This is a genomic window from Schaalia naturae (assembly GCF_042665795.1).
GTDB classification, from domain to species: Bacteria; Actinomycetota; Actinomycetes; order Actinomycetales; family Actinomycetaceae; genus Pauljensenia; species Pauljensenia naturae.
In genome coordinates, this window is record NZ_JBHTEF010000001.1 from 3,051,692 (window position 1) to 3,072,345 (window position 20,654).

16 protein-coding genes and 1 tRNA gene are annotated in these 20,654 nt (G+C 73.2%); 12 read left to right on the forward strand and 5 right to left on the reverse strand.

Annotated elements, in window-relative coordinates; all coding sequences use genetic code 11:
• The first annotated feature begins 20 nt into the window (after window positions 1-20).
• Together ACFQWG_RS13405 and ACFQWG_RS13410 are read left to right on the forward strand one after the other, a co-directional pair.
• Complete coding sequence (locus ACFQWG_RS13405; RefSeq protein ID WP_380976090.1) at window positions 21-1,172, forward strand: acyl-CoA dehydrogenase family protein; 1,152 nt, start codon at window positions 21-23, stop codon at window positions 1,170-1,172.
• A 245-nt stretch (window positions 1,173-1,417) separates the two neighbouring features.
• A tRNA-Ser gene (locus tag ACFQWG_RS13410) sits at window positions 1,418-1,502 on the forward strand.
• A 93-nt stretch (window positions 1,503-1,595) separates the two neighbouring features.
• On the opposite strand, the gene ACFQWG_RS13415 is transcribed toward ACFQWG_RS13410, so the two are convergent.
• The 3 genes from ACFQWG_RS13415 to ACFQWG_RS13425 all read right to left on the reverse strand — a co-directional run bounded on the left by ACFQWG_RS13415 (window position 1,596) and on the right by ACFQWG_RS13425 (window position 4,486).
• Window positions 1,596-2,114: a hypothetical protein gene (locus ACFQWG_RS13415; protein ID WP_291496022.1), complete on the reverse strand. Its 519-nt coding sequence runs from the start codon at window positions 2,112-2,114 to the stop codon at window positions 1,596-1,598.
• Between the two features lie 98 nt (window positions 2,115-2,212).
• Window positions 2,213-3,109, reverse strand: coding sequence for a 1,4-dihydroxy-2-naphthoate polyprenyltransferase (locus ACFQWG_RS13420; RefSeq protein WP_380976093.1), 897 nt, complete (start codon window positions 3,107-3,109; stop codon window positions 2,213-2,215).
• Between the two features lie 9 nt (window positions 3,110-3,118).
• Window positions 3,119-4,486 (reverse strand): AMP-binding protein, encoded by a 1,368-nt coding sequence (locus ACFQWG_RS13425; RefSeq protein WP_380976095.1) that lies wholly within the window; start codon window positions 4,484-4,486, stop codon window positions 3,119-3,121.
• Between the two features lie 242 nt (window positions 4,487-4,728).
• Here ACFQWG_RS13425 and ACFQWG_RS13430 point away from each other — a divergent pair, with 242 nt between their 5' ends.
• A complete protein-coding gene (locus ACFQWG_RS13430) occupies window positions 4,729-6,165 on the forward strand; it encodes a L,D-transpeptidase family protein (RefSeq protein WP_380976361.1) in 1,437 nt (478 codons plus the stop codon).
• Window positions 6,166-6,369: 204 nt separating this feature from the next.
• Here ACFQWG_RS13430 and ACFQWG_RS13435 read toward each other — a convergent pair whose 3' ends face one another.
• A complete protein-coding gene (locus tag ACFQWG_RS13435; protein ID WP_380976097.1) occupies window positions 6,370-7,410 on the reverse strand; it encodes a 1,4-dihydroxy-2-naphthoyl-CoA synthase in 1,041 nt (346 codons plus the stop codon).
• A 72-nt stretch (window positions 7,411-7,482) separates the two neighbouring features.
• On the opposite strand from ACFQWG_RS13435, the gene ACFQWG_RS13440 reads away from it, so the two are divergent.
• The 6 genes from ACFQWG_RS13440 (at window position 7,483) to ACFQWG_RS13465 (ending at window position 16,254) form a co-directional block, all read left to right on the forward strand.
• Window positions 7,483-7,998, forward strand: a complete 516-nt coding sequence (locus ACFQWG_RS13440) for a hypothetical protein (RefSeq protein WP_380976099.1) — start codon at window positions 7,483-7,485, stop codon at window positions 7,996-7,998.
• A 72-nt stretch (window positions 7,999-8,070) separates the two neighbouring features.
• Window positions 8,071-9,117 carry an ornithine carbamoyltransferase gene (gene argF, locus ACFQWG_RS13445; RefSeq protein WP_380976101.1) on the forward strand — a complete coding sequence of 349 codons (1,047 nt, stop codon included), beginning with the start codon at window positions 8,071-8,073 and terminating at the stop codon, window positions 9,115-9,117.
• A 121-nt stretch (window positions 9,118-9,238) separates the two neighbouring features.
• Window positions 9,239-11,485 (forward strand): beta-galactosidase, encoded by a 2,247-nt coding sequence (locus tag ACFQWG_RS13450; RefSeq protein WP_380976103.1) that lies wholly within the window; start codon window positions 9,239-9,241, stop codon window positions 11,483-11,485.
• 38 nt (window positions 11,486-11,523) lie between these two features.
• Window positions 11,524-12,624 (forward strand): o-succinylbenzoate synthase, encoded by a 1,101-nt coding sequence (locus ACFQWG_RS13455; protein WP_380976105.1) that lies wholly within the window; start codon window positions 11,524-11,526, stop codon window positions 12,622-12,624.
• Complete coding sequence (locus ACFQWG_RS13460; protein WP_380976107.1) at window positions 12,621-14,408, forward strand: thiamine pyrophosphate-binding protein; 1,788 nt, start codon at window positions 12,621-12,623, stop codon at window positions 14,406-14,408. The genes ACFQWG_RS13455 and ACFQWG_RS13460 overlap by 4 nt, the downstream gene beginning before the upstream one ends.
• Window positions 14,409-14,499: 91 nt before the next feature.
• Window positions 14,500-16,254 carry a trypsin-like peptidase domain-containing protein gene (locus ACFQWG_RS13465; protein ID WP_380976109.1) on the forward strand — a complete coding sequence of 585 codons (1,755 nt, stop codon included), beginning with the start codon at window positions 14,500-14,502 and terminating at the stop codon, window positions 16,252-16,254.
• 113 nt (window positions 16,255-16,367) lie between these two features.
• Here the strand turns inward: ACFQWG_RS13465 and ACFQWG_RS13470 are convergent, their stop codons facing one another.
• Complete coding sequence (locus ACFQWG_RS13470; RefSeq protein WP_380976110.1) at window positions 16,368-17,678, reverse strand: isochorismate synthase; 1,311 nt, start codon at window positions 17,676-17,678, stop codon at window positions 16,368-16,370.
• Between the two features lie 117 nt (window positions 17,679-17,795).
• On the opposite strand from ACFQWG_RS13470, the gene ACFQWG_RS13475 reads away from it, so the two are divergent.
• From ACFQWG_RS13475 to ndhC, 3 genes are all read left to right on the forward strand, one after another.
• Window positions 17,796-18,449 (forward strand): class I SAM-dependent methyltransferase, encoded by a 654-nt coding sequence (locus ACFQWG_RS13475; RefSeq protein ID WP_380976362.1) that lies wholly within the window; start codon window positions 17,796-17,798, stop codon window positions 18,447-18,449.
• Window positions 18,450-18,920: 471 nt separating this feature from the next.
• Window positions 18,921-20,204: a geranylgeranyl reductase family protein gene (locus ACFQWG_RS13480; protein ID WP_380976112.1), complete on the forward strand. Its 1,284-nt coding sequence runs from the start codon at window positions 18,921-18,923 to the stop codon at window positions 20,202-20,204.
• Window positions 20,205-20,283: 79 nt separating this feature from the next.
• Entirely contained in the window at window positions 20,284-20,643 is a 360-nt protein-coding gene (ndhC, locus tag ACFQWG_RS13485) for an NADH-quinone oxidoreductase subunit A (protein ID WP_291496044.1), read from the forward strand.
• Window positions 20,644-20,654 lie beyond the last annotated feature (11 nt).

Here is a 20,654-nt window from a genome sequence, read left to right on the forward strand (position 1 = left end):
ACGACTCCAGGGAGTGACCAGTGGGATTCCTCAGCGAGCAGCTCCTGTCCACCGTCCGAGGCCGGGCGGCGCGTCACGACGCCGAGAACTCGTTCCCCTTCGACGACCTCGATGATCTGCGGGCCGGCGGGTACCTGGGGGCGTTCGTCCCCCAGGAGTTCGGCGGCTCGGGCCTGACGTTGCCGGAGATCGCCGCCGAGCAGACGCGCCTGGCGGCCGCCTCGCCGGGCACGGCTCTCGGCGTCAACATGCACCAGATCATCGTCGGACTGGGCCGCCACCTCGTCCGCAACGGGAATCCGCGCGGCGGGCAGATCCTGCGCGACGCGGCCGCCGGGGAGCTCTTCGGCTTCGGCATCTCGGAGCCCGGGAACGACCTCGTCCTCTTCGGCTCGATCACCCAGGCGGTGCCGGATGCGGATGGCGGCGGCGGGTACGCGTTCACCGGCACCAAGATCTTCACCTCCCTCGCCCCCGCATGGACGCGATTGCTCGTCTTCGGGCGCGACGACTCGGGCCAGGACGGCCCCCATTCGGTCTTCGCCATCCTGCACCGCGAGGACGGCGGGTTCACCATCAAGGACGACTGGGACACGCTGGGGATGCGCGCGACGCAGTCCAACACGACGCTCCTGGAGGGCGCACACGCTCCCGAGGCCCAGATCCTCACGCGCACCACTCCCGGACCGTCCGAGGATCCGGTGGTCTTCGGGATCTTCTCGCACTTCGAGATCCTGCTGGGCGCCACGTACCAGGGGGTGGGGGAGCGGGCCGTCGAGGTCGCCGCCGAGCACGTCCGCACCCGCAAGTCCGTCAAGAACCAGACGGTCTACGCCAACGACCCCGACATCCGCTGGAGGATCGCCGAGGCCGCCCTGACGATGAACGCGGTCGGCCCCCAGATCCGCGAACTCGCCCGCGACGTCGAGGACGGCGTGGACCGCGGGTCGATGTGGATGCCGCAGCTGTCCGCGGCGAAGAACGCGGCCGCCGAGGCCTCTCTGCGCGCGGTCGAGCAGGCGCTGCGCGCCTGCGGCGGGTCGTCTTATTACACGAGGCACGAGCTCTCGCGCCTGTCCCGCGACGTCGTGGCCGGGCTGTTCCAGCCCTCCGACCAGGAGTCCCTGCACGGGGCGTGGGCGAACGCGATCCTCGGCCCGGTCCAGAAGTAGGGCTGCCCGGTCCAGGGCCGGGGCCGAGGACGGGGCCCGGCCAGTTGGCTCCGGCCGGGAGCCGGCTGCGGATCCGCCCGGGCGCGGCCCGCTGCCCTGTCTCGGGAGAGCCGCGGGCCGCGCAGATCAGGCGGGGAACTCGCGAGGCGGGGGTGAGCGATGCCACGGTGCGGGCGCCTCCGCCGGTTCGCCAAGGCGACGGGCGGCCCGCTAGCATGGGCAGGCACGCGCACGTCGCGTGTCCTGGAGGATTCGCCTAGTGGCCTATGGCGCACGCTTGGAAAGCGTGTTGGGTGCAAGCCCTCGGGGGTTCGAATCCCCCATCCTCCGCCCTTGGATGCCCCGGAACCGCACGGCTCCGGGGTTCTCCCTTGCAATCAGGCGGCCCGACGAGCATCCGGCGGTATTCGGGCAACGGCAGGATCAGCGCGGGTCGGTGGGCGAGTCGGAGGGATCCGACGAGTCGGACGGATCGGCGGGGCCGGGCGAGTCCGGCCCAGGAGAGCGATCCGGGCCCGTCCCGGGGTCTGACGGCGAGTCGTCGGCCGACGGACCGCCCTCGCGCTTGTCCCGGCGGTCCTCCTCGGCGCGCCGGCGTCGGATGTCCCGCTCCAGTTTGAACAGGAACTCGGGGTCGTCGTCGGGAGCCACAGGCGGCGGGGGCGCGGTGGGGCGGGCGGCGCGCTGGGGGCGGGGCAGGATCGGCCGCCCGCCCGCGACCCCGCCGGATCCTGAGCCGCCGGCCTCCGCGCGGGCCACGGAACGCACGATGAGCCACACGATCGAGCCGATGGAGAACGACGGGATGGTCAGCAGCAGGATGATCAGCCACAGAATCCGAGGGATCCGCCCCGGCATCTCCTCCTCGGGCGTGCGGGCCCAGTCGGCGATGGCGTACACGGTGACGGCCAGCCAGGCGATGATGAGGAGTACGCGGAACACGGCATCAGTCTACGGGGACCGCGGTGGAACCTCCTCCCGGGCGCCCGCCGCGCGGTCCGCCAGCTCCGCCCGGCCGCGGCCTGGGACGCTGGGACGCCTCAGGCGGCGAGAACCAGCGCCACGGAGACGACGCCCGCCCACGCCAGGGCGTACAGGCCGGTGTCGCGCAGGGAGGGGATGAGGGCGCGTCCGACGGCGCCGCGGACCACGGGCAGCAACGGCGCGAGCGCCCCAGCCGCGCACAGCACCCCGACGATCGCGCACACCGCCGCCGACACGCCCGACCCGGCGACGCCGGCCACGGCGGCCGCCACCGCGAGAACCATGACCAGGGCGTAGACCAGGCGCGACCCGCGATCCCCCAGCCGGACCGGCACGGTGCGCTTGCCCACCCTGGCGTCCGAGGGCAGATCGCGGATGTTGTTGACCATGAGCAGGTCGACGCTGATCAGACCCATCCCGCAAGCCAGCGTCCACACCCACCACGGCGAGCTCAGCGCCTGCGTCCACGTCGTGCCGACCATGGCGACCAGGCCGAAGAAGACGAAGACCATGAGCTCGGACAGGCCGATCCCCATGTAGCCGTAGGGGTGCTTCCCCCCGGTGTAAAACCAGGCGGCCGCCACGGCGAGGACCCCGACCGCGGCCAGAGCCCATTGGCCCGACAACTGGACCAGGATCAGGCCCAGCACCCCGGCGGCCGCGAAACAGGCCGCCGCCGCCGCCAGCACGGTGCGCGGGGCGGCCAAGCCGCCACCGGTCAGGCGCGGAGGTCCCTGGCGGTCGTCGTCGGCGCCGCGGACGCCGTCGGAATAGTCATTGGAGAAGTTGACCCCGATCTGGAGCAGCAACGCGACGGCGAGGGCCAGCAGAGCGCGGCCGGGCGACCAGGCTCCCAGACGCGCCGCCGCCGCGGTTCCGACGATCACGGGCGCCGTCGCCGCAGGCAGGGTGCGCAGGCGCGCCCCCTCCACCCAGTCGCGAGCCGTTGCCATGGGTCCTCCTCACCGCTGCCAGGCCGCGGCCGTGCCCAGACGGGCTCTGACGGCCTCTAGGACGGCCCGTGGATTCGTCTTTCCGCTGTCCAGGAGGGGCAGCCGTTCCAGCGCCACCACGACCCGCGGGGACTGAGCGCGACCGAGCTCGCGTCCGACGTGGTCCCTGATGGAGGCCGACAGGGCTCTGAGGGCGGGAGACGGCGCGCTGCCCGTCGGCGCCGCGGAGACCCCCAGCGCGGGATCGGGGACGACCGCGGCGGCCACCACCGACTCCCACTTCGGGTCGGGCAACCCCAGGATCCAGGCGTCGGCGACGCCCGGGGTGGACAGGACGGCCTGGCGCACGGGGGCCGGCGCGATCGACAGGCCCCCGGAGACGATGACGTCGTCGGCGCGGCCGAGGACCTCGACGGTGCGCGCCGGTGTGATGAGTCCGAGGTCGCCGGTGAGCAGCCAGCGGACGCCGCCCTCGTCGATGAAGGGAGCGGGGCCGTCGAGGTAACGGGTGAGCAGCACCGCGCCCGCGACGGCCAGGCGCTGCTGCCCGTCGACGTCCACGGAGCGCACGGACACCCCTGGCAGGGGGAGCGCGTCGTAGACGCATCCGCCGCAGGTCTCCGTCATGCCGTAGGTGGTGACGACGGGGATGCCGCGCTCGCGGGCCGCCTCCACCAGGGCGCGGTCGACCGACGACCCGCCGACCAGCACGGCCGACAGCCGGGTGAGGGCCGCGACGACGTCGCCGCCCGCCTCCAGGCAGGCCCTCAGCTGCACCGGGACCAGAGAGAGGTAGCCGGGCGCGTCGGCCTCGGCGGTGGCCCCGGCGATCGCGGGCAGCAGGCGGGCGGGGGAGAACCCGCCGGTCATGTCGACGATGAAGGGGTCGGTGCCCGACACCGCCGCGCGGAACAGCACCTGCGCGCCCGCGATGTGGTGAGCGGGCAGGGCCAGGATCCAATTGCCCGGTCCGCCCAGCACGTCATGGGTGGCCCGCGCCGAGGCGAGCATCGCCTCGACGGACAGGCCGACCAGGTGGGGGGTGCCCGTCGAGGAGCCGGAGGTCGGTACCACGAGGTCCACCCCGTCCAGCAGGTGGGGATCCGCCGCCTGGTCGTCGGGGAGCTCCGGGAAGGGGGACGAGGGCGACTCCGCCGCCTGGCGGAGCGACTGGTGGGCGACGGAGGCCGGGGGCCGAAGCACCACGACGGTGTGCGGGGCGGAGGGGGACGGCGCGTCGGCCGCGTCCCCGCTCGCGTGGGCCTCCCGGGCCTCGTGGAGCTCGACGAGCTTGTGCAGCGAGGCGAAGGCCATCGCCGCTGCGCCGGGCGACGTCCCTCCGGGGACGGTCAGGATACGTGGACCCTCCGAGGCCATGATGTCGTGCGGTTCTTCCTGTCGGCGGTGCGGTCGGGGCACCGCCCTGGAGGCCGGCGCCTGCCCTGGCGGAGCCGGGGCCGCCCTCGTCGGACCTGGGGAGGACGGGGCGATCGTTCAGATTACGCGCCCTGGGCGGAGGCTGCGAAACCACGGGGCGTGAGACGGTGGGAAGGTGTGGGACGCCTCATCCCGTGGCGCTCTCGTGCTGTGGGGACACCACCGGTTACCATCGGAGTGTGATGAAACGCAAATCCGCCCGATGGAAGCTGGCGCTGGGCGGCGCGCTCGCGATCGTGCTGGTTGTCACCGGTGCGACGGCGGGTTATGCCGCGCACTTTTCGGACGTGGCGCTGCCGGGCGTGTCCGTCGCCGGCACCTCTGTCACCGGGCAGACGCAGGAGGAGGTCGCCTCGGCCGTGGGCCAGCGCGCCTCCGACATCACGGTGACAGTCAACGTCGACGGCAAGCCCACCACGGCGAAGCTGGCTGATCTGGGCGTCTCGGTGGACCCGGAGGCCACGGCGGCGAAGGCCTTCGAGCCGAACGCCTCGCTGGCGTCGCGGATCGCGGCCCTGTTCCGTCACAACGAGGTCCCGGTCGTCTCCACCACGGACGACGCGGCGCTCGCGGATTTCTCCGACCAGGTGGCCGCCGCGGCGGGGACCCCGGTGCGCAACGGCTCCGTCGCCCTGTCCGAGGACGGCACGCAGTTCATCGCCACCGAGGCGAGTTCCGGCATGGGCGTCGACATCTCGCAGCTGACCGGCGTCGTCGCGAAAGCGGTGTCCGCCCTGGAGTCCCAGGCGGTCGACGTCACCGCGACCGAGATCGAGCCCACGGTGTCCACCGAGGCCGCCCAGCAGGTGGCGGCCGCCGCGAACGCCCTGCTCGACCTCGATGTCACCCTGTATGGGACGGTCTCGGAGAACTCGGCGACGCAGGCCGACAAGGCGGCCTGGGTCACAATCCCGACCACCGAGGACGGGCTGGGCGCACCGGCGTTCGACCCGGCCAAGGTGACCGCATGGGTCCAGAAGGCCGCCGAGTCCACGAACGACAAGCCCGTCAACGGCATCCAGAACGTCGACGCCTCCGGCAAGGTCGTCGTCACCGCCTCCGAGGGGAAGGCGGGGTACACGGTGAACAACGCCGACGCGATCGCCTCCGAGGCTGTCGCCGCGCTGACGGCGGGGACGTCCTACTCGGGGACCTTCACCTACGACGAGGTCGCGCCGTCCTACGACCAGAAGCCCGTGGTCGACGGGGCCGAGGGCCTCGTCTATTCGCCCCACGCCGGGGAGAAGTGGATCGACGTCAACCTGTCGAACCACACGGTGACGGCCTATGAGGGCGCCGACGTGGTGTACGGGCCGGTGTCCATGGTCAACGGCGCCGACGCCACTCCGACGGTGACGGGGACCTTCCACGTCTACCTCAAGTACGAGACGCAGACGATGAAGGGCGAGAACGCCGACGGCTCGAACTATGAGACGCCGGATGTGCCCTGGATCAGCTACTTCACGGGCGGCTACGCGCTGCATGGAGCGCCTTGGAGGAATTCCTTCGGGTTCGCCGGAGCCGCCGGGTCCCACGGCTGCGTCAACATGGCGGTCGCGGACGCCAAGTGGATCTTCGGCTGGGATGAGGTCGGCACTCCGGTCGTCAGCCACTACTGAGGGTCCATGCCGTGAGGAACGGAGCTTCCGGGCGCCGGGGCGGCGTGGTGATCACGACGGGATGGCCGTCCCTCGGCCCGGTGAGCGTCGTCGCCGTGGCGATCGCGCTGATGTTCCCGGACTGACGGCGTCGGTGCGGTCCGGCGTCGCCGGCCTCCCCAGACGACGGGCCCGGCTCGGCCCGGCACACACCAGGTGCCGCCCTCAGAAGTAGTAGGGGTACCCCGACCAGTCGGGGGAGCGGTGCTCGAGGAAGGCGTCACGGCCCTCCTGCGCCTCCGGCGTCATGTAGGCCAAGCGCGTCGCCTCCCCGGCGAAGACCTGCTGGCCGGCCAGGCCGTCGTCGGCGAGGTTGAACGCGAACTTCAACATCCGGATCGCCTGCGGCGACTTGCCCACGACCGTCCGCGCCCATTCGATCGCCGTGTTCTCCAGCTCGGCGTGGGGGACGGCGCGGTTGACGACGCCCCACCGCTCGGCTGTGGCCGCGTCGTAGGTCTCGGCCAGGAAGAAGATCTCGCGCGCCCGCTTGTCGCCGACCTGGCGGGCCAGCAGCGCCGACCCGTAGCCCGCGTCGAAGGACCCCACGTTCGCATCGGTCTGTTTGAAGCGGGCGTGCTCGAGGGACGCCACGGACAGGTCGCACACGACGTTGAGGCTGTGCCCCCCGCCGGCCGCCCATCCCGGGACGGCGGCGATGACGACCTTCGGCATCGTGCGGATGAGGCGCTGGACCTCGAGGATGTGGAGGCGGCCGGCCCGCGCCGGGTCGATGCGCTCACGGCGGGTGGCCGTGTCGGCGGTGTCCGAGTCGTCCGCGATCGCCCCGCGCCCCGCGGCCGCCCCTGCCCCGGACGCCACCTCGTACCGGTACCCGTCGGAGCCGCGAACCCGCTGGTCGCCCCCCGAGCAGAAGCTGTGCCCGCCGTCACGCGCGGAGGGCCCGTTGCCCGTGAGGATGACGGCGCCGACATCCCCGCTCAGCCGCGCGTGGTCCAGGGCGCGGAACAGCTCGTCGACGGTGAGCGGTCGGAAGGCGTTGCGGATGTCGGGCCGGTCGAAGGCGATGCGCACCCAGGGCAGATCCTCGCCGGCGGGCGCGCCGTCCAGCTCCTCCCCTCGAGAGACCCCCCGGTGGTAGGTGAGGTCGGTGAAGCCGAAGCCCCCGACCTCGCGCCAGCGGGCCGGGTCGAAGGCGTCGGAGACGAAGGGCAGGGCCGAGGCGGAACGATGAGACGCGGTCATGCCCACAGGGTACGTGCGCGGCTAGTCTGGAGAGACGCCCAGACGCGCTCTTCTCCCGGCAAGGACACCCCGATGGCACAGGACCGCCGGCAACCGCTCGACCGGCTCCTCCCTCCCGAGGGAGGGACGCCGCCGCGCACCGTGCTGCTCTCCTTCGGACTGTGGCCGGTGGCGGTGCTGCTGCTGGTCCACGGGATGGGCCTCGGGCTGGCCTCGTTGAGCATGTTCCTCCTCCCGGTGTGCCTGGTCGCCTTCCGCCGCGTGGCGGACCTGTTCCCTCGGCGCACCCCCGCGCGCCGCGTCATCGTCGTCTTCTCAGCCGTCTACGCGGTGGTCGTCTTCTGGTCCGTGCTCGCCCATCCGGGCGTCCTCGGAGTGGCGGTGGCGGCCGTGGTCGCGGTGTGCTCGGTGCGCGCGCTCCTCCGTCCCGGCGACGAGGGCGTCCCGGCCCTGGAGGCGATGAGCGATCTCGCCCGCATGGAGTGGGAGATGGACAGGGCGCTGTCCTCCGGCGGATCGGACCCGTCGGGGCCCGATGACGATTCCGGGCTGGGGCCGATGCCGCGCTTCCACTGGCCCGACGGATAGCCGTCCCTCCGAGTGGCGGCTGGCAGGCGGACGCTCCGCCGTGCCGCGCGCGGGTGCCGGTAGCATCTCCCCATGACCTCCCCGACCGCGTCCCCCGCAACCGCGGGCGACGGGCTGCCCGCCCTGTTCCGCCCCGGCCAGCACCTGCTCAAGGAACTCGACTTCGCCCAGCGTGAGTGGCGGGACCTGCTCGACCTGGCGGCCGGCCTCAAGGCCGCCAAACGCGAGGGCCGGGAGGTCCCCTACCTGCGAGGGCGCAATATCGCCTTGCTGTTCGCGAAGACGTCGACCCGCACGCGTTGCGCCTTCGAGGTGGCGGCCGCCGACCAGGGGGCGCACACCGTGTACCTGGATCCGCAGGGCTCCCAGATGGGGCACAAGGAGTCGGTGGCCGACACCGCCCGGGTGCTCGGCGGCATGTTCGACGGCATCGAGTACCGAGGGGACCTCCAGTCCAACGTCGAGATCCTGGCGGAGAGGTCGGGCGTCCCGGTCTTCAACGGCCTCACCGACGACTGGCATCCCACCCAGATGCTCGCCGACACGCTCACCATGCGCGAGCACAGCGCCGGGCGCCCCGACTCCGAGATCTCCTACGCCTACATCGGGGACGCCCGCTTCAACATGGGGCGGTCGCTCCTGGTCAACGGCGCGATCCTGGGGATGGACGTGAGGATCATCGCGCCGCGCGAGCTGTGGCCCGCAGAGGACGTGGTCGCCGCGGCCCGGGGCCGCGCTGCGGAGACCGGAGCCCGGATCACGCTGACCGAGGACACCGGGGCCGTCGAGGGCGCCGGCTTCGTCCACACGGACATCTGGGTGTCGATGGGGGAGCCGGCCGAGGCGTGGGCCGAACGCATCGAGCTCCTGCGCGATTACCGGGTCGACGCCGCGCTGATGGACGCCGCGGGGCCCGACGCGAAGTTCATGCACTGCCTGCCGTCCTTCCACGATCTGGGGACGGAGGTGGGCCTGCGCATCCACGAGCAGTTCGGGCTGGAGGGCATCGAGGTCTCGGACGAGGTTTTCGAGGGGCCCCGATCGATCGTCTTCGACCAGGCCGCGAACCGCATGCCGACGATCAAGGCGGCGATGGTCTCCGCGCTCGGACGGGCCTGAGCCTCGAGTCCGCGGAAGGGCAGCGGTTCCCGGCCGCGCGCTCCGCCCCCGAGCGGCCAGTGTGGCGGTCTCCGGCATGTTTGCGTGACCACAAGGGCTCTTCTCCTCGTATGCTGGTGCCATGACAACGACGCCCCGACGCTCCGACGGCGGCCGGCCCGTGCGGCCGGCAGCCCTCCCCACCGCCTCCGCTCTCGCCTATGGGGGGGACTGGAACCCCGAGCAATGGGACGCCGCCACCGTCGACCAGGACATCGCGATGATGCGGGAGGCCGGGGTGACGCTCGTGTCGCTGGGGATCTTCTCCTGGGCGCGGCTCGAACCGGAGGAGGGGCGCTACGACCTCGACTGGCTCGGAGACCTCATCGACCGGCTGCATGACGCGGGCATCGACGTCGACCTGGCCACGGGCACGGCCTCTCCTCCCGCGTGGATGGCCGTCAACCACCCGGAGAGCCTGCCGGTCGCCGCCGATGGCACGCGCCTGGGATTCGGGTCGCGCCAGCAGTACAGCCCCTCATCGCGTGTCTATCGGGAGCGCTCCCAGGCCCTGGCCGAGGAACTCGCCCGGCGGTTCGGGCACCACCCCGGCGTCGTCCTGTGGCACGTCGGCAACGAGTACGGCTGCCACGTCCACGAGTGCTTCAGCGACCAGAGCGCCGCCGACTTCCAGGAGTGGCTGGCCGCCCGGCACGGGGGTGACATCGAGTCGCTCAACGAGGCGTGGAGCACCGACTTCTGGTCGCAGCGCTACAGCTCCTTCGACCAGATCCGTCCTCCGCGATCAATGCCGACCTTCCACAACCCGGCCCAGGTCCTCGACTGGCGGCGCTTCTGCAACGAGCAGATCCTCGCCTGCATGGAGGGCGAGATCCAGGCGATCCGCGCCCACTCCGACCGGCCGGTGACGACGAACTTCATGGGGTCCTTCCCGTGGCTCGACTACCGGCGGTGGGCATCCCGGCTCGACCTCATCGCCGACGACTCCTACCCCGACCCGGCCGATCCTGCCTCGGCCCATGAGATCGCCTGGGCCGGCGACCTCATGCGGGGTCTGGGCGACGGTGCGCCGTGGCTGCTCATGGAGCAGACGCCTGGCGCCGTCCAGTGGCGCCCCCGCAACAGCCGGAAGCGCCCGGGGCAGTTCCTGCTGTGGTCGCTCGAGCGCGTCGCCCATGGCGCCGACGGCATCCTGCAGTTCCAGTGGCGCCAGTCCCGCGGCGGGTCGGAGGCCTTCCACTCCGGCATGATCCCCCACTCCGGGCGCGCCTCGCGGACCTGGCGCGAGGCCGTCGGGACCGGCCGCGTGCTCCGCGCCCTGGCGCCGGTCGCCGGCACGCGCGTCCACGCCGACGTCGCGATCCTCCTCGACTGGGAGGCACAGTGGGCCCGGCACTCCGCCATCGGCCCCACGGAACCGGGCGCCCCCTTCGCCGCCGCCCACGCCTGGCACCGCACCCTGTGGGAGGCCGGGATCGCCTCCGACATCGTCTTCCCGGACAGCGACCTGGCCGCCGGCGGCCACCGCCTGATCATCGTCGCCGAGCAGTTCACCGACCTCCCCGAGGTCGCCTCCGCGCTGAGGCGGGCCGTCGAATCCGGTGCCCAGGTGCTGGTCACGGCGCCCACCGGCGTCGTCGACACCGACATGCGGGCCGTCCTCGGCGGCTACCTGGGCGGCCTGCGCGAGCTGCTCGGCGTGCGCGTCGTGGACCACGCGCCCCTCACCGGCTCCCTCCCCTCCGGCTGGGAGGACGCCGGCGTCGAGGAGGATCCCGGCGCCGCCCTCGTCGACCGCCTCACCCGCGCGGTGTCCGCGCCCGCGCGCCAGACCTGGTGCGGTCTCGAGGCCGTGTCGCCCTCGCTGCGTCGCGCGCTGGACCGCATCGGCACGCCCGCCCCCGACCTGCGCGGGGGGATGTGGGCGGAGGAGATCGGACCCGCCCTCCCCGGGGAGATCGACGAGGCCGACCCCCTGTCGTTCGCCCGCAGCTCCGTGGAGGTGGTCGCCGTCTTCGACGGGCGCGGCGGAGCGGCAGACCTGGCCGGACGCGCCGCCATCACGCGACGGGCCGCAGGCGCCCAGGGGGGCGCCGCCTGGTATGCGGCCAGCGACCTGGACGCTGTGGGCCGCGCGGCGCTGCTGGCCGTGCTGACCGCCCACGCCCGGGTGCAGCCCGTCATGGCCGGCCTTCCGGACGGAGTCGAGGCGCAGCGGCGCGGCGACGTGCTCTTCCTGCTCAACCACTCCGACTCCGCAGCGGAGGTCGCGGGCGTCGTGGGCGCCGACCTGGTCTCAGGCGCGGCATGCACGGGGCACGTCGTCATCGCGCCGCGCTCGGGGATCGCCGTGCGCCAGGCCGAGTGAGATCCGGCGGGATCCAGGAGGACAGGCACAATGGGGGTGTGCGCGGACTGGAGATCACCGAACTCGACATCGCCGCCCTGCCGGCCGCGACGCGGGAGGCGCTCGCGGGAATCGACCGCCTCCTGATCCACCGCACGCCCTTGGTCACCCGTTTCCGGGGCGTGACCAGTCGCGACGGGCTGCTGGTCCACGGGGAGTCCGGATGGGGCGAGGCCGCGCCATTCTGGGACTACGGTCCCCTGGAGTCCAGCAGGTGGCTCCGCTCGGCCCTGGAGGCGGCCACGACGACGCCGCCCGCGCCGCTGCGTCGCGAGGTCCCCGTCAACGTCACGATCCCGGTGTCGGGGCCTGAGGAGGCGGCTCGTCGGGTCCGGGCCTCCGGGGGGTGCCGGACCGCAAAGGTCAAGGTGGCCGATCCCGGCCAGCCGCTGTCCGCCGACATCGAGCGCGTCCAGGCCGTCGCCGACGCCCTGGCGGACGAGGTCGGGGCCGGGTGCGCCCGTCTGCGCGTCGACGCGAATGCGGCGTGGACGCCCGACCAGGCCATCCAGGCCGTCGCCGAGCTCGACCGGGCGGCCGCCGCCGTCGGCGGCCTGGAGTACGTCGAGCAGCCGTGCCCCGACCTGGAGGGGATGGCCGCGGTGCGTCGCGCGGTCGGCGTGCCGGTCGCGGCGGACGAGTCGATCCGGCGCGCCGACGACCCTCTGGCGGCCGTCGACGCGGTGGCGCAGTCGGAGGCCGCGGATGTGGCCGTGGTCAAGGTCGCCCCCCTTGGCGGGCTGCGGCGCGCGCTGGAGGTCGCCTCTCGCACCGGCCTGGAGATCGTCGTCTCCTCCGCGATCGAGACCTCGGTGGGGCTCGACCTCGGCGTGCGGGCCGCCGCCTGCCTGCCGGACCTGCCCCACGCCTGCGGCCTCGCCACCGCCCAGCTGCTCGTCCAGGACGTCGTAGCGCGCCCTCTGGCTCCCGTCGGCGGCGCCATCCCCCTTCCCGGGCTTCCGACCGCCCCCGACCCGGAGGCGATCTCCGCCGCCTCGACGGTCCCCGGCGGGCTCGTGGCGCGATGGAGGCAGCGCCTGGACCTCATGTGCCAGGCGATGACGGCCCTCCCCGGTCCGGAGAGGGGAGGCCTGCGATGACGCCCGGCCCCGGTGGCCCCGGTCCCCATCCCTCCGAGGCCCTCGCCGAGGCGGTGGTCGCCGCCCTGGCCGCCTGCGGCGTCCGCGACGTCGTCTACTGCCCCGGCTCCCGCAGCGCGCCGATGGCGTACGCGCTCGACCGCGCCGTGCGCGCGGGGGTCCTCCGCGCGCGCGTCCGCCTGGACGAGCGGGGCGCCGCCTTCCTCGCGGTGGGGATCTCCCGCGCAGGCGCGCTCCCCGGCTCCGACGAGGGCGGCTCCGCCCCGGCCGCCGACCCGTCCCGGGGCGGCTCCATGCGCCAGGCGGCGGGCATGAGGCCCGTGGCCGTCGTGACGACCTCCGGAGGCGCCGTGGCCGAGCTGCACGCCGGCGTCGCCGAGGCGGCCCATTCGGGCGTCCCGCTGATCGTCGTCAGCGCCGACCGGCCCGTCGAGATGCGGGGCGTCGGCGCCTCCCAGACGACGGACCAGCCCGGGCTGCTCACCCCGCACGTCCGCGGCGTGTGGGACATCCCCGCGGGCACGGCGCCGGACGGCCGGCTCACGGCCCTGGTCGCCCGCGCGGTGGCCACGGCCTGCGGGCTGCCCGCGGGCGCGCCCGGCCCGGTCCATGTCAACATCGGGTTCCGCGACCCATTGGTCCCTCGGGTCGCGGTGCCCCCCGCTCCGGCGGGCGACGGTGCGGCGACGCGCGCGCCAGGCGCCTCCGCCCCGGTCCGGGTCACGAGGGTCGCCCGAGCCGAGCCGCGTCCTTGGCGGTGGGAGGACGCGGTGGATCCCGACCTGCGCACCGTGCTGGTGGCCGGCGACGGGGCGGATCCGGAAGCCGGGCATTGGGCGCTCGCCGCCGGCATCCCCCTGCTGGCCGAGCCGACCAGCGGCGCCACGACGTCGGGCGCATGGACCGCGCATCAGCAGACGCTCTTGAGCGGCCCCCTGGGGCCGGGCGTCCAGCAGGTCGTCGTCACGGGGCGTCCGACCCTCTCGCGCCCAGTCGGCGCGCTGCTGGCCCGCGGCGACATCCGCATCGTCGTCCAGTCCGGGGACCTGCCGTGGACCGATGTCGCGGGCCAGGCGGAGCTGGTGGTCCCCGCGTTGGGGGCGGCCACGGCCCGTCACAGGGACGCGAGATGGACGGAGGAGTGGGCGCGGAGCGCCGAGTCCGTCACCCGCGCCCTGCTCCCGCTCACGGAACCGGCCGACGACGCTGCGCCGACCCTGGTCTCCGCCGCGCGCGCCGTGTGGAACGCCGGGACGGGGACCCTGCTGCTCGGGGCGTCGAACACGGTGCGCGCGGTGGACCTTGTCGCCTCGGGGCGGGGCCGGGCGGATGTCGTGTCGAACCGCGGCCTGGCCGGCATCGACGGGACGATCGCGACGGCGCTCGGCCTGGCGTGGGGGAGCGGCGGCCCGGTCCGCGCCGTGATGGGCGACCTCACCTTCCTCCACGACGCCTCCTCCCTCATGCTCTCGGCGTCTGACACGGAGCCGGATGCCCAGATCGTCGTCCTCGACGACCAGGGGGGTGGGATCTTCGCGGGGCTCGAGCACGGGGACCCGGCCCTGGCCGGCGCCTTCGAGACATTCTTCGGCACCGCCCAGGCCTCCTCGATCGTCGGGATCGCCCGGGCCCATGGGGCGCGGGCGACGACGGCGAGGACCATCGGGCAGCTGCGCGCCCGCCTGGCGCGCCCGGTGCGCGGACGCGAGGTCGTCCACGTGCCGATCCCCCGGGACCCGGAGCTCCTGGCCCGGGTGCGCCTGGCCTGCCGCGCGGGACACTGACTCACAGGAAACACCCAGAAGACACCCAGTCCACGGCGAATTCTCCCGAGCACACTGGGGGGCATCAGCGAAACCTCGGAAGAAGGATCTCATGAGCGACAACCGTGCGAACGACCCTTCGCAGCAGCCGGCGCCCCACCCGGATGACGCCTGGCGCCCCGCCGACCCGTCTGCCGGCCAGCCCGGCGACCATCCGGCCGAACCCCCCGCCGCCGGTCCCGCCCCCGAGGCGCGGCCGGCCAGGCCCGACCAGCAGCCGCCCCAGCCGTCCTCACCGGGAGGACAGCCGGCTCCGCAGGCCCCGGACTCCTCCACGTACTCGCGCGCCTGGGGGCCCGGCGACACCGGCGCCACCTGGTCCGCCCGCCCGGCGAATCCGTGGGCCGCGCCCTCGCAGCCATCCGGGAGCACCGGCGACGCACGCCCAAGCGCCCAGCCTCCCCGGCCCCCGGCGGACGGGGGCGACGCCTACCCGCAGGACGCCTCCGCGCCGCACGTCTCCTCGGGGGGATGGTCGTCCGGCCAGCCGGACGCCGCCCAGCCCGCCCCGGGCCAGCAGACCTGGCCGGGCGCGTCCTACCAGCAGTACCAGCAGGCGGCGGCGCCCTCCTCCCCGTTCGCCACCGCGACGCGCACGCGCCCGGCCAGGAGCCACGGCGCCCCCGGGTGGCTCGCCCTGCTCGTCGCGATGGTCGTGACGGCCCTCATCGCGGTCGGTGGCACCTACGCGCTGGTCGGCGGGCGATCCAGCGGCGACTCCTCGTCGACGACCGGAGGCTCCACCGGGGCGCAGACCACCCAGTCCGTGCCGCAGGTGACCTCCTCGGGCGACGCCGTCGACTGGGAGGCCGTCGCGGATGCGGTCGGGCCCGCGACGGTGACGATCACGGTGGACTCGAACTCCAGCGAGGAGATCGGCTCGGGCGTCGTCTACGACGCGGACGGGCACATCGTGACGAACTACCACGTGATCTCCTCCGCGGTGGGCGGCACCGGAGCGAAGATCACGGTGACGATGTCGGACTCGACGCTCTACACGGCCACGGTCGTCGGCTACGACCAGACGACGGACCTGGCGGTTCTCCAGCTGGAGAACCCTCCCTCGGATCTCACGGTCGCCCGCTTCGGCTCCTCCGCCGATCTCACGGTCGGCCAGTCCGTCATGGCGATCGGCTCCCCGCTGGGCCTGTCCGCGACGGTGACCACGGGCATCGTCTCCGCCCTCGACCGTCCCGTCGAGGTGGCCACCGAGAGCCAGAACGAGCAGCAGGTCGACCCCAACGACCCCTTCGGCCAGCTCCAGGGCAATGAGAACCAGTCCTCGACGGCCAGCTCCTCGGTGATCACGAACGCGATCCAGGTGGACGCCTCGATCAACCCCGGCAACTCCGGCGGGCCGCTCTTCGACTCCTCGGGCTCCGTGATCGGCATCAACTCCTCGATCGCCTCGATGTCGGACTCCTCATCCTCGTCCTCCGGCTCGATCGGCCTGGGATTCGCGATCCCCGCGGATCTGGTGGTCTCCGTCGCCGACCAGCTGATCTCGACCGGCTCGGTCGACCACGCGGTCCTCGGCGTCACCATCCAATCGGGCACGGCCACGGTGGACGGGACGACGAGGCTTGGCGCGCAGGTCGTCTCCGTCAACGACGGGGGAGCGGCGGCTGAGGCGGGCCTCCAGGAGGGCGACATCATCCTCTCCATCGATGGCGACGCCGTCACCTCCGGCAAGGCGCTGTCCGGCTACGTGCGCACCTACACGGGCGGCAGCCAGGTCCAGGTGGAGTTCGCCCGCGACGGGAAGACGCAGACCGTCACCGTCACGCTCGACTCCCAGCAGGACTGAGCGGGGCGTCGCCCCGCCGGCACTCGACGAGGGCGGTTCCGCGGCCGTGACGATCGGTCATCCGGTCGTGTCGGACGCCGGGGCCGCCCTCGTCTCGCGTCCGGTGGGCGGGCTCAGGCCTGGGCGACGCCCAGGGCCTGCAGCACGGGTTCCATCTTGGCGCGCGTCTCCGCCAGCTCGACCTCGGGGACTGAGTCGGGCATGATGCCGCCTCCGGCGTAGACGCGCACGGAGCGGCCGTCCCCGCTGACCTGCCCGCAGCGCAGCGCGATGCCGAACTCGCCCTGGCCGGAGGCGTCGACCCAGCCGACGGGCCCGGAATAGCGGCCCCGCCGGGTGGACTCGAAGGTCTCCAGCAGGTCCAGCGCCAGGGCCGTCGGCGTTCCGCACACGGCCGCGGTGGGGTGCAGGGCGGCGACGACGTCCAGGACGTCGCTGGTCCCCAGGGTCGCCGTCACCTCGGTGGCCAGGTGCGAGACATTCGGCAGGTCCAGGACCGACGGATGCTCCGGGACCTCCAGGGTCTCCGCGATGGGGGCCAGCGCCCGGGCGACGGACTCGACGGCCAGCATGTGCTCCGTGCGGTCCTTGAGGGACGCCATGAGGCTCTGCCCCTCGCCGGGCCCGGCCGTGCCCGCCAGGACGCGCGAGGAGACGCGCGCCCCGCTCATCGAGGCCAGCATCTCGGGGGTCGCGCCGATCAGGCCGTCGACGGCGTATGCCCAGGTGGTGGGGTAGAGCTCGTGGAGGCGGGACAGCAAGTGGCGCTGGTCGACGGGCCGCGCCGCGGAGACGACCATGTCGCGGCTCATCACGACCTTCGAGGCCGCCCCCCCGCGCAGGCGGGCGATGAGGCGGCGCACCGATTCCATCCACTGGGTCTGGGTCATCCGCCCCGTCTGAGTCCACAGGCCGCGCGGCGCCTCCACCGGCTGCGCGGCGCGGCGCCCGGCGGCGCGCTCCAGCGCCTCCAGGGGGGCCTCCGGCCTGGCGCCGGACGCCGCCGTGATGACGCTGCGGCCGGAGTCGTCCTCGACCACCAGGACGGAGGGGACCACGAGCATGCCCGGCGTCGCCTCCGCGAAGCCGAAGGAGCCCAGGGCGATCGGGGCCGCGGGGCCGGGAGCGGGCCCGCCCGCGGCGTCCTCGACCTCGACGAGGGCGCGCCGGCGCGCCTGCCCCCAGGCGCGCGCCGCCGACCGGATCGCGTGGCGGCCCTGGACCTCGAGGCGCAGGGCCTCGTCCCAGCCCACCATCCGCACGCGCGCGCCCAGCCAGGCGGCGGTCCCGGACGGATCGGGAAGCAGATCGGTCAGGGGGGCGCTGGCGGCGGGATGATCCGCGGGGAGGCGGGCTGTGCGCACGCGCAGAGGAGGCAGGTCCTCGGGCGCGTCGTCGGGAGGAGTCGGGGGCGGAGTCGGCATGGCGCCCATGGTAACGGCGGGCGCGCCGGCCGGCCGGGATGGGAGAATGCGTGCGTGAGCGAGACGAATGACACCCTGCGCGCCGACCTGGACAAGCAGCCCGAGGAGGTCGCGTCGATGTTCGACCATGTCGCCTCGCGCTACGACCTCATGAACGCGTTGATGAGCGGGGGCATGGACCGTCTGTGGAGTGCGGCCATGCGGACCGCGGTCGGCGCGGTGCCCGGCGAGACCATCCTGGACCTGGCGGCCGGGACTGGCGCCTCCTCGGCCTCTCTGGCCCGCAGCGGCGCCCGCGTCGTCGCCTGCGACCTGTCCGAGGGCATGATCGAGGTCGGACGGCGCCGCCATCCCGGCATCGAGTTCGTCCAGGGGGACGCGACCGACCTCGGCTTCCCCGACGACTCCTTTGACGCGGTGACGATCTCCTACGGGCTGCGCAACGTCGTGGACACGCGGGCCGCCCTGAGCGAGATGGCGCGCGTGACCAAGCCGGGCGGACGGCTCGTCGTCTGCGAGTTCTCGACCCCGCCGAATCCCGCCTTCCGGCGCCTGTACCGCTTCTACCTGGGGGCCGTCATCGGGACCCTGGCCCGCGTCGCCTCCTCCGACGAGGTCGCCTACGACTACCTGGTCGAGTCGATCCTGGCGTGGCATCCCCAGGAGGACCTCGGACGGCTGATCGCCCGCAGCGGGTGGGAGCGCGTCGAGTACAAGGACCTCACCGGCGGCATCGTCGCCCTTCACCGCGCGTACAAGCCCCGGAGCTGAGCCGGCGCCGGGCACTGGACGGGGCTCTGACCCCTTCTCCGCCGCAGAGCCGCCCGGTGCTGCCGTTGAGCCGTGGAGTTCTCACCGAACTGAGGCGTTACGTGTCTTCAGTTCGGTGAGAACTCCACGGCTCGGTGAAAAAGCCACAGTTGGGCGGGAAGTTCACGTGCGCCTCGGAGCGCGTCGGTTGCGCTGGGCTGCGGCGCGTCTCCGAGCTCCTGCGCATTCGTGCCCGCGCGCGGAGCGCGGGTGAGAAGATGTTCCCGTGACCCGCGCAAGCGAGGGGAATTAGGCAATTCGCGCCTTGCTGAAATCGGGACCCCGATCCGGTGCCCGGACCGGGACAATTGGGGCGAACGGCAGGTCAAGGCTCGGATGGTCATCCGTCCCGATGCCCGCGGGCTAACCTGCGGGGTGGACTGCGGCGCGTCGTGCCGCGGCTCCGCGGGATGTGTGATGACCGGAGGAGACATGGTGACGGACGACATGGCGCGCGACATCGCGGCCGATGTCATCGTCGTCGGCGCCGGGCCCGCCGGGGCATCCACCGCCTACCACCTGGCGGCCCTGGGCCTCGATGTCGCGGTGCTGGAGAAGTCCGAGTTCCCCCGCGACAAGATCTGCGGCGACGGCCTGACCCCCGCCGCCGTCCACGAGCTGGTCCTCATGGGCATGGACACCGCGGGCTGGACGCGCAACCGTGGGCTGACGGTCCACGGCGGCGGTCACACGATCCAGATGGAGTGGCCGGACGGGGCCTCGCTGCCCGGATACGGCATGACGCGGGCCCGCATGCGCCTGGACCACGACCTCATCCGCCACGCGGTGGCCGCCGGCGCTCACCTGCACGAGGGATGCGCGGTGACCGGCGCGCTCACGGACGGCGACGGCCGCGTCGTCGGGGTGCGCGCCCGCACGGGCCGGGGCGACCAGGCCCGGGAGGTCACGGCGCGCGCGAAGATTGTCGTCGAGGCCGGGGGCGTCTCGGCGCGCCTGGCGACCTCTCTGGGGCTCGAGAAGAACGAACGCCGCCCGATGGGGGTCGCCGCCCGCACCTACTTCCGCTCACCGCGGTCCGACGAAGAGTGGATGGTCTCCCATCTCGAGTTGTGGAGCGGCGAGCCGGGCCGGTCGGACCTGCTGCCCGGCTACGGGTGGATCTTCCCGATGGGCGACGGCACGGTCAACGTCGGTCTGGGCTCCGTGTCCTCCACGGCCCGCGCCACGGCCCTGTCCTACCGCAAGGTCTTCGCGCAATGGACCTCGCATCTGCCCGAGGAGTGGGGCTTCACCCCCGCGAACCAAGTCGGCCCGCTGCGCAGCGCCGCACTGCCGATGAGCTTCAACCGCAAACCCCACTACATCGAGGGGCTGGTGGTCGTCGGCGACGCCGGGGGCATGGTCTCCCCGTTCAACGGCGAGGGGATCGCTCCGGCGCTCAAGGCCGGGCGCCTGGCCGCCGCGGCGATTGCGCAGGGGCTGGCGCGGACCTCCCGGGCCGGCGTGGACCGGGCGCTATCCGCCTATCCGGAGCAGTTGCGCCAGGAGTACGGCGGCTACTACTCGCTGGGCCGGATCTTCGTCCGCCTCATCGAGAACCCGCAGATCATGCATCTGTGCACCTATTACGGGCTGCCCCACCCGCGCCTGATGAAACTGGTGAACAAGCTGCTGTCCGACGGGTTCGAGCGCAGGGGCGGGGACATCGACGACCGTCTCATCACGACGCTGGCGAAGCTGGTGCCCAAAGCATGAGGCCGCGCATCCGTCGCGCGGGCCGTCCGCCCGCCGCAGCCACTGCCCCGGAGCCCAACCGATTGTCACGGGAGGAACGATGACCAATCCCTATGTGCCGTTGCTGATCATGCTGGCGGCCGCGCTGGTCGTGGCGATCGGCGGGCTGGGGCTGTCGACGATCATCGGCCCCCAGGTTCGCAACAAGTACAAGAGCCAGAACTACGAGTGCGGGATCGACCCTGGCCCCCAGCACATCGAGGAGGGCCGCTTCCCGGTCCGCTACTACCTGGTGGCGATGACGTTCATCATCTTCGACATCGAGGTCGTCTTCATGTACCCGTGGGCGGTCAGCTTCGACCAGGTCGGCCCCTTCGGGCTCGGCGCGATGCTGACGTTCATCGCGCTGATCACCGTGCCGTACGTCTACGAGTGGCGTCGCGGCGGCCTGGACTACTGAGAAGGAGGGGA

What these genes read in the sequence shown, in the direction of transcription:
- ACFQWG_RS13420 (WP_380976093.1), bottom strand. Translation starts at nt 3,109, where the DNA reads ATGGCAACGGCTCGCGACTGGGTGGAGGGGGCGCGCCTGCGCACCCTG.
- ACFQWG_RS13425 (WP_380976095.1), bottom strand. Translation starts at nt 4,486, where the DNA reads ATGGCCTCGGAGGGTCCACGTATCCTGACCGTCCCCGGAGGGACGTCG.
- ACFQWG_RS13430 (WP_380976361.1), top strand. Translation starts at nt 4,729, where the DNA reads ATGAAACGCAAATCCGCCCGATGGAAGCTGGCGCTGGGCGGCGCGCTC.
- ACFQWG_RS13435 (WP_380976097.1), bottom strand. Translation starts at nt 7,410, where the DNA reads ATGACCGCGTCTCATCGTTCCGCCTCGGCCCTGCCCTTCGTCTCCGAC.
- ACFQWG_RS13440 (WP_380976099.1), top strand. Translation starts at nt 7,483, where the DNA reads ATGGCACAGGACCGCCGGCAACCGCTCGACCGGCTCCTCCCTCCCGAG.
- argF (WP_380976101.1), top strand. Translation starts at nt 8,071, where the DNA reads ATGACCTCCCCGACCGCGTCCCCCGCAACCGCGGGCGACGGGCTGCCC.
- ACFQWG_RS13450 (WP_380976103.1), top strand. Translation starts at nt 9,239, where the DNA reads ATGACAACGACGCCCCGACGCTCCGACGGCGGCCGGCCCGTGCGGCCG.
- ACFQWG_RS13460 (WP_380976107.1), top strand. Translation starts at nt 12,621, where the DNA reads ATGACGCCCGGCCCCGGTGGCCCCGGTCCCCATCCCTCCGAGGCCCTC.
- ACFQWG_RS13465 (WP_380976109.1), top strand. Translation starts at nt 14,500, where the DNA reads ATGAGCGACAACCGTGCGAACGACCCTTCGCAGCAGCCGGCGCCCCAC.
- ACFQWG_RS13470 (WP_380976110.1), bottom strand. Translation starts at nt 17,678, where the DNA reads ATGCCGACTCCGCCCCCGACTCCTCCCGACGACGCGCCCGAGGACCTG.
- ACFQWG_RS13475 (WP_380976362.1), top strand. Translation starts at nt 17,796, where the DNA reads ATGTTCGACCATGTCGCCTCGCGCTACGACCTCATGAACGCGTTGATG.
- ACFQWG_RS13480 (WP_380976112.1), top strand. Translation starts at nt 18,921, where the DNA reads ATGGTGACGGACGACATGGCGCGCGACATCGCGGCCGATGTCATCGTC.
- ndhC (WP_291496044.1), top strand. Translation starts at nt 20,284, where the DNA reads ATGACCAATCCCTATGTGCCGTTGCTGATCATGCTGGCGGCCGCGCTG.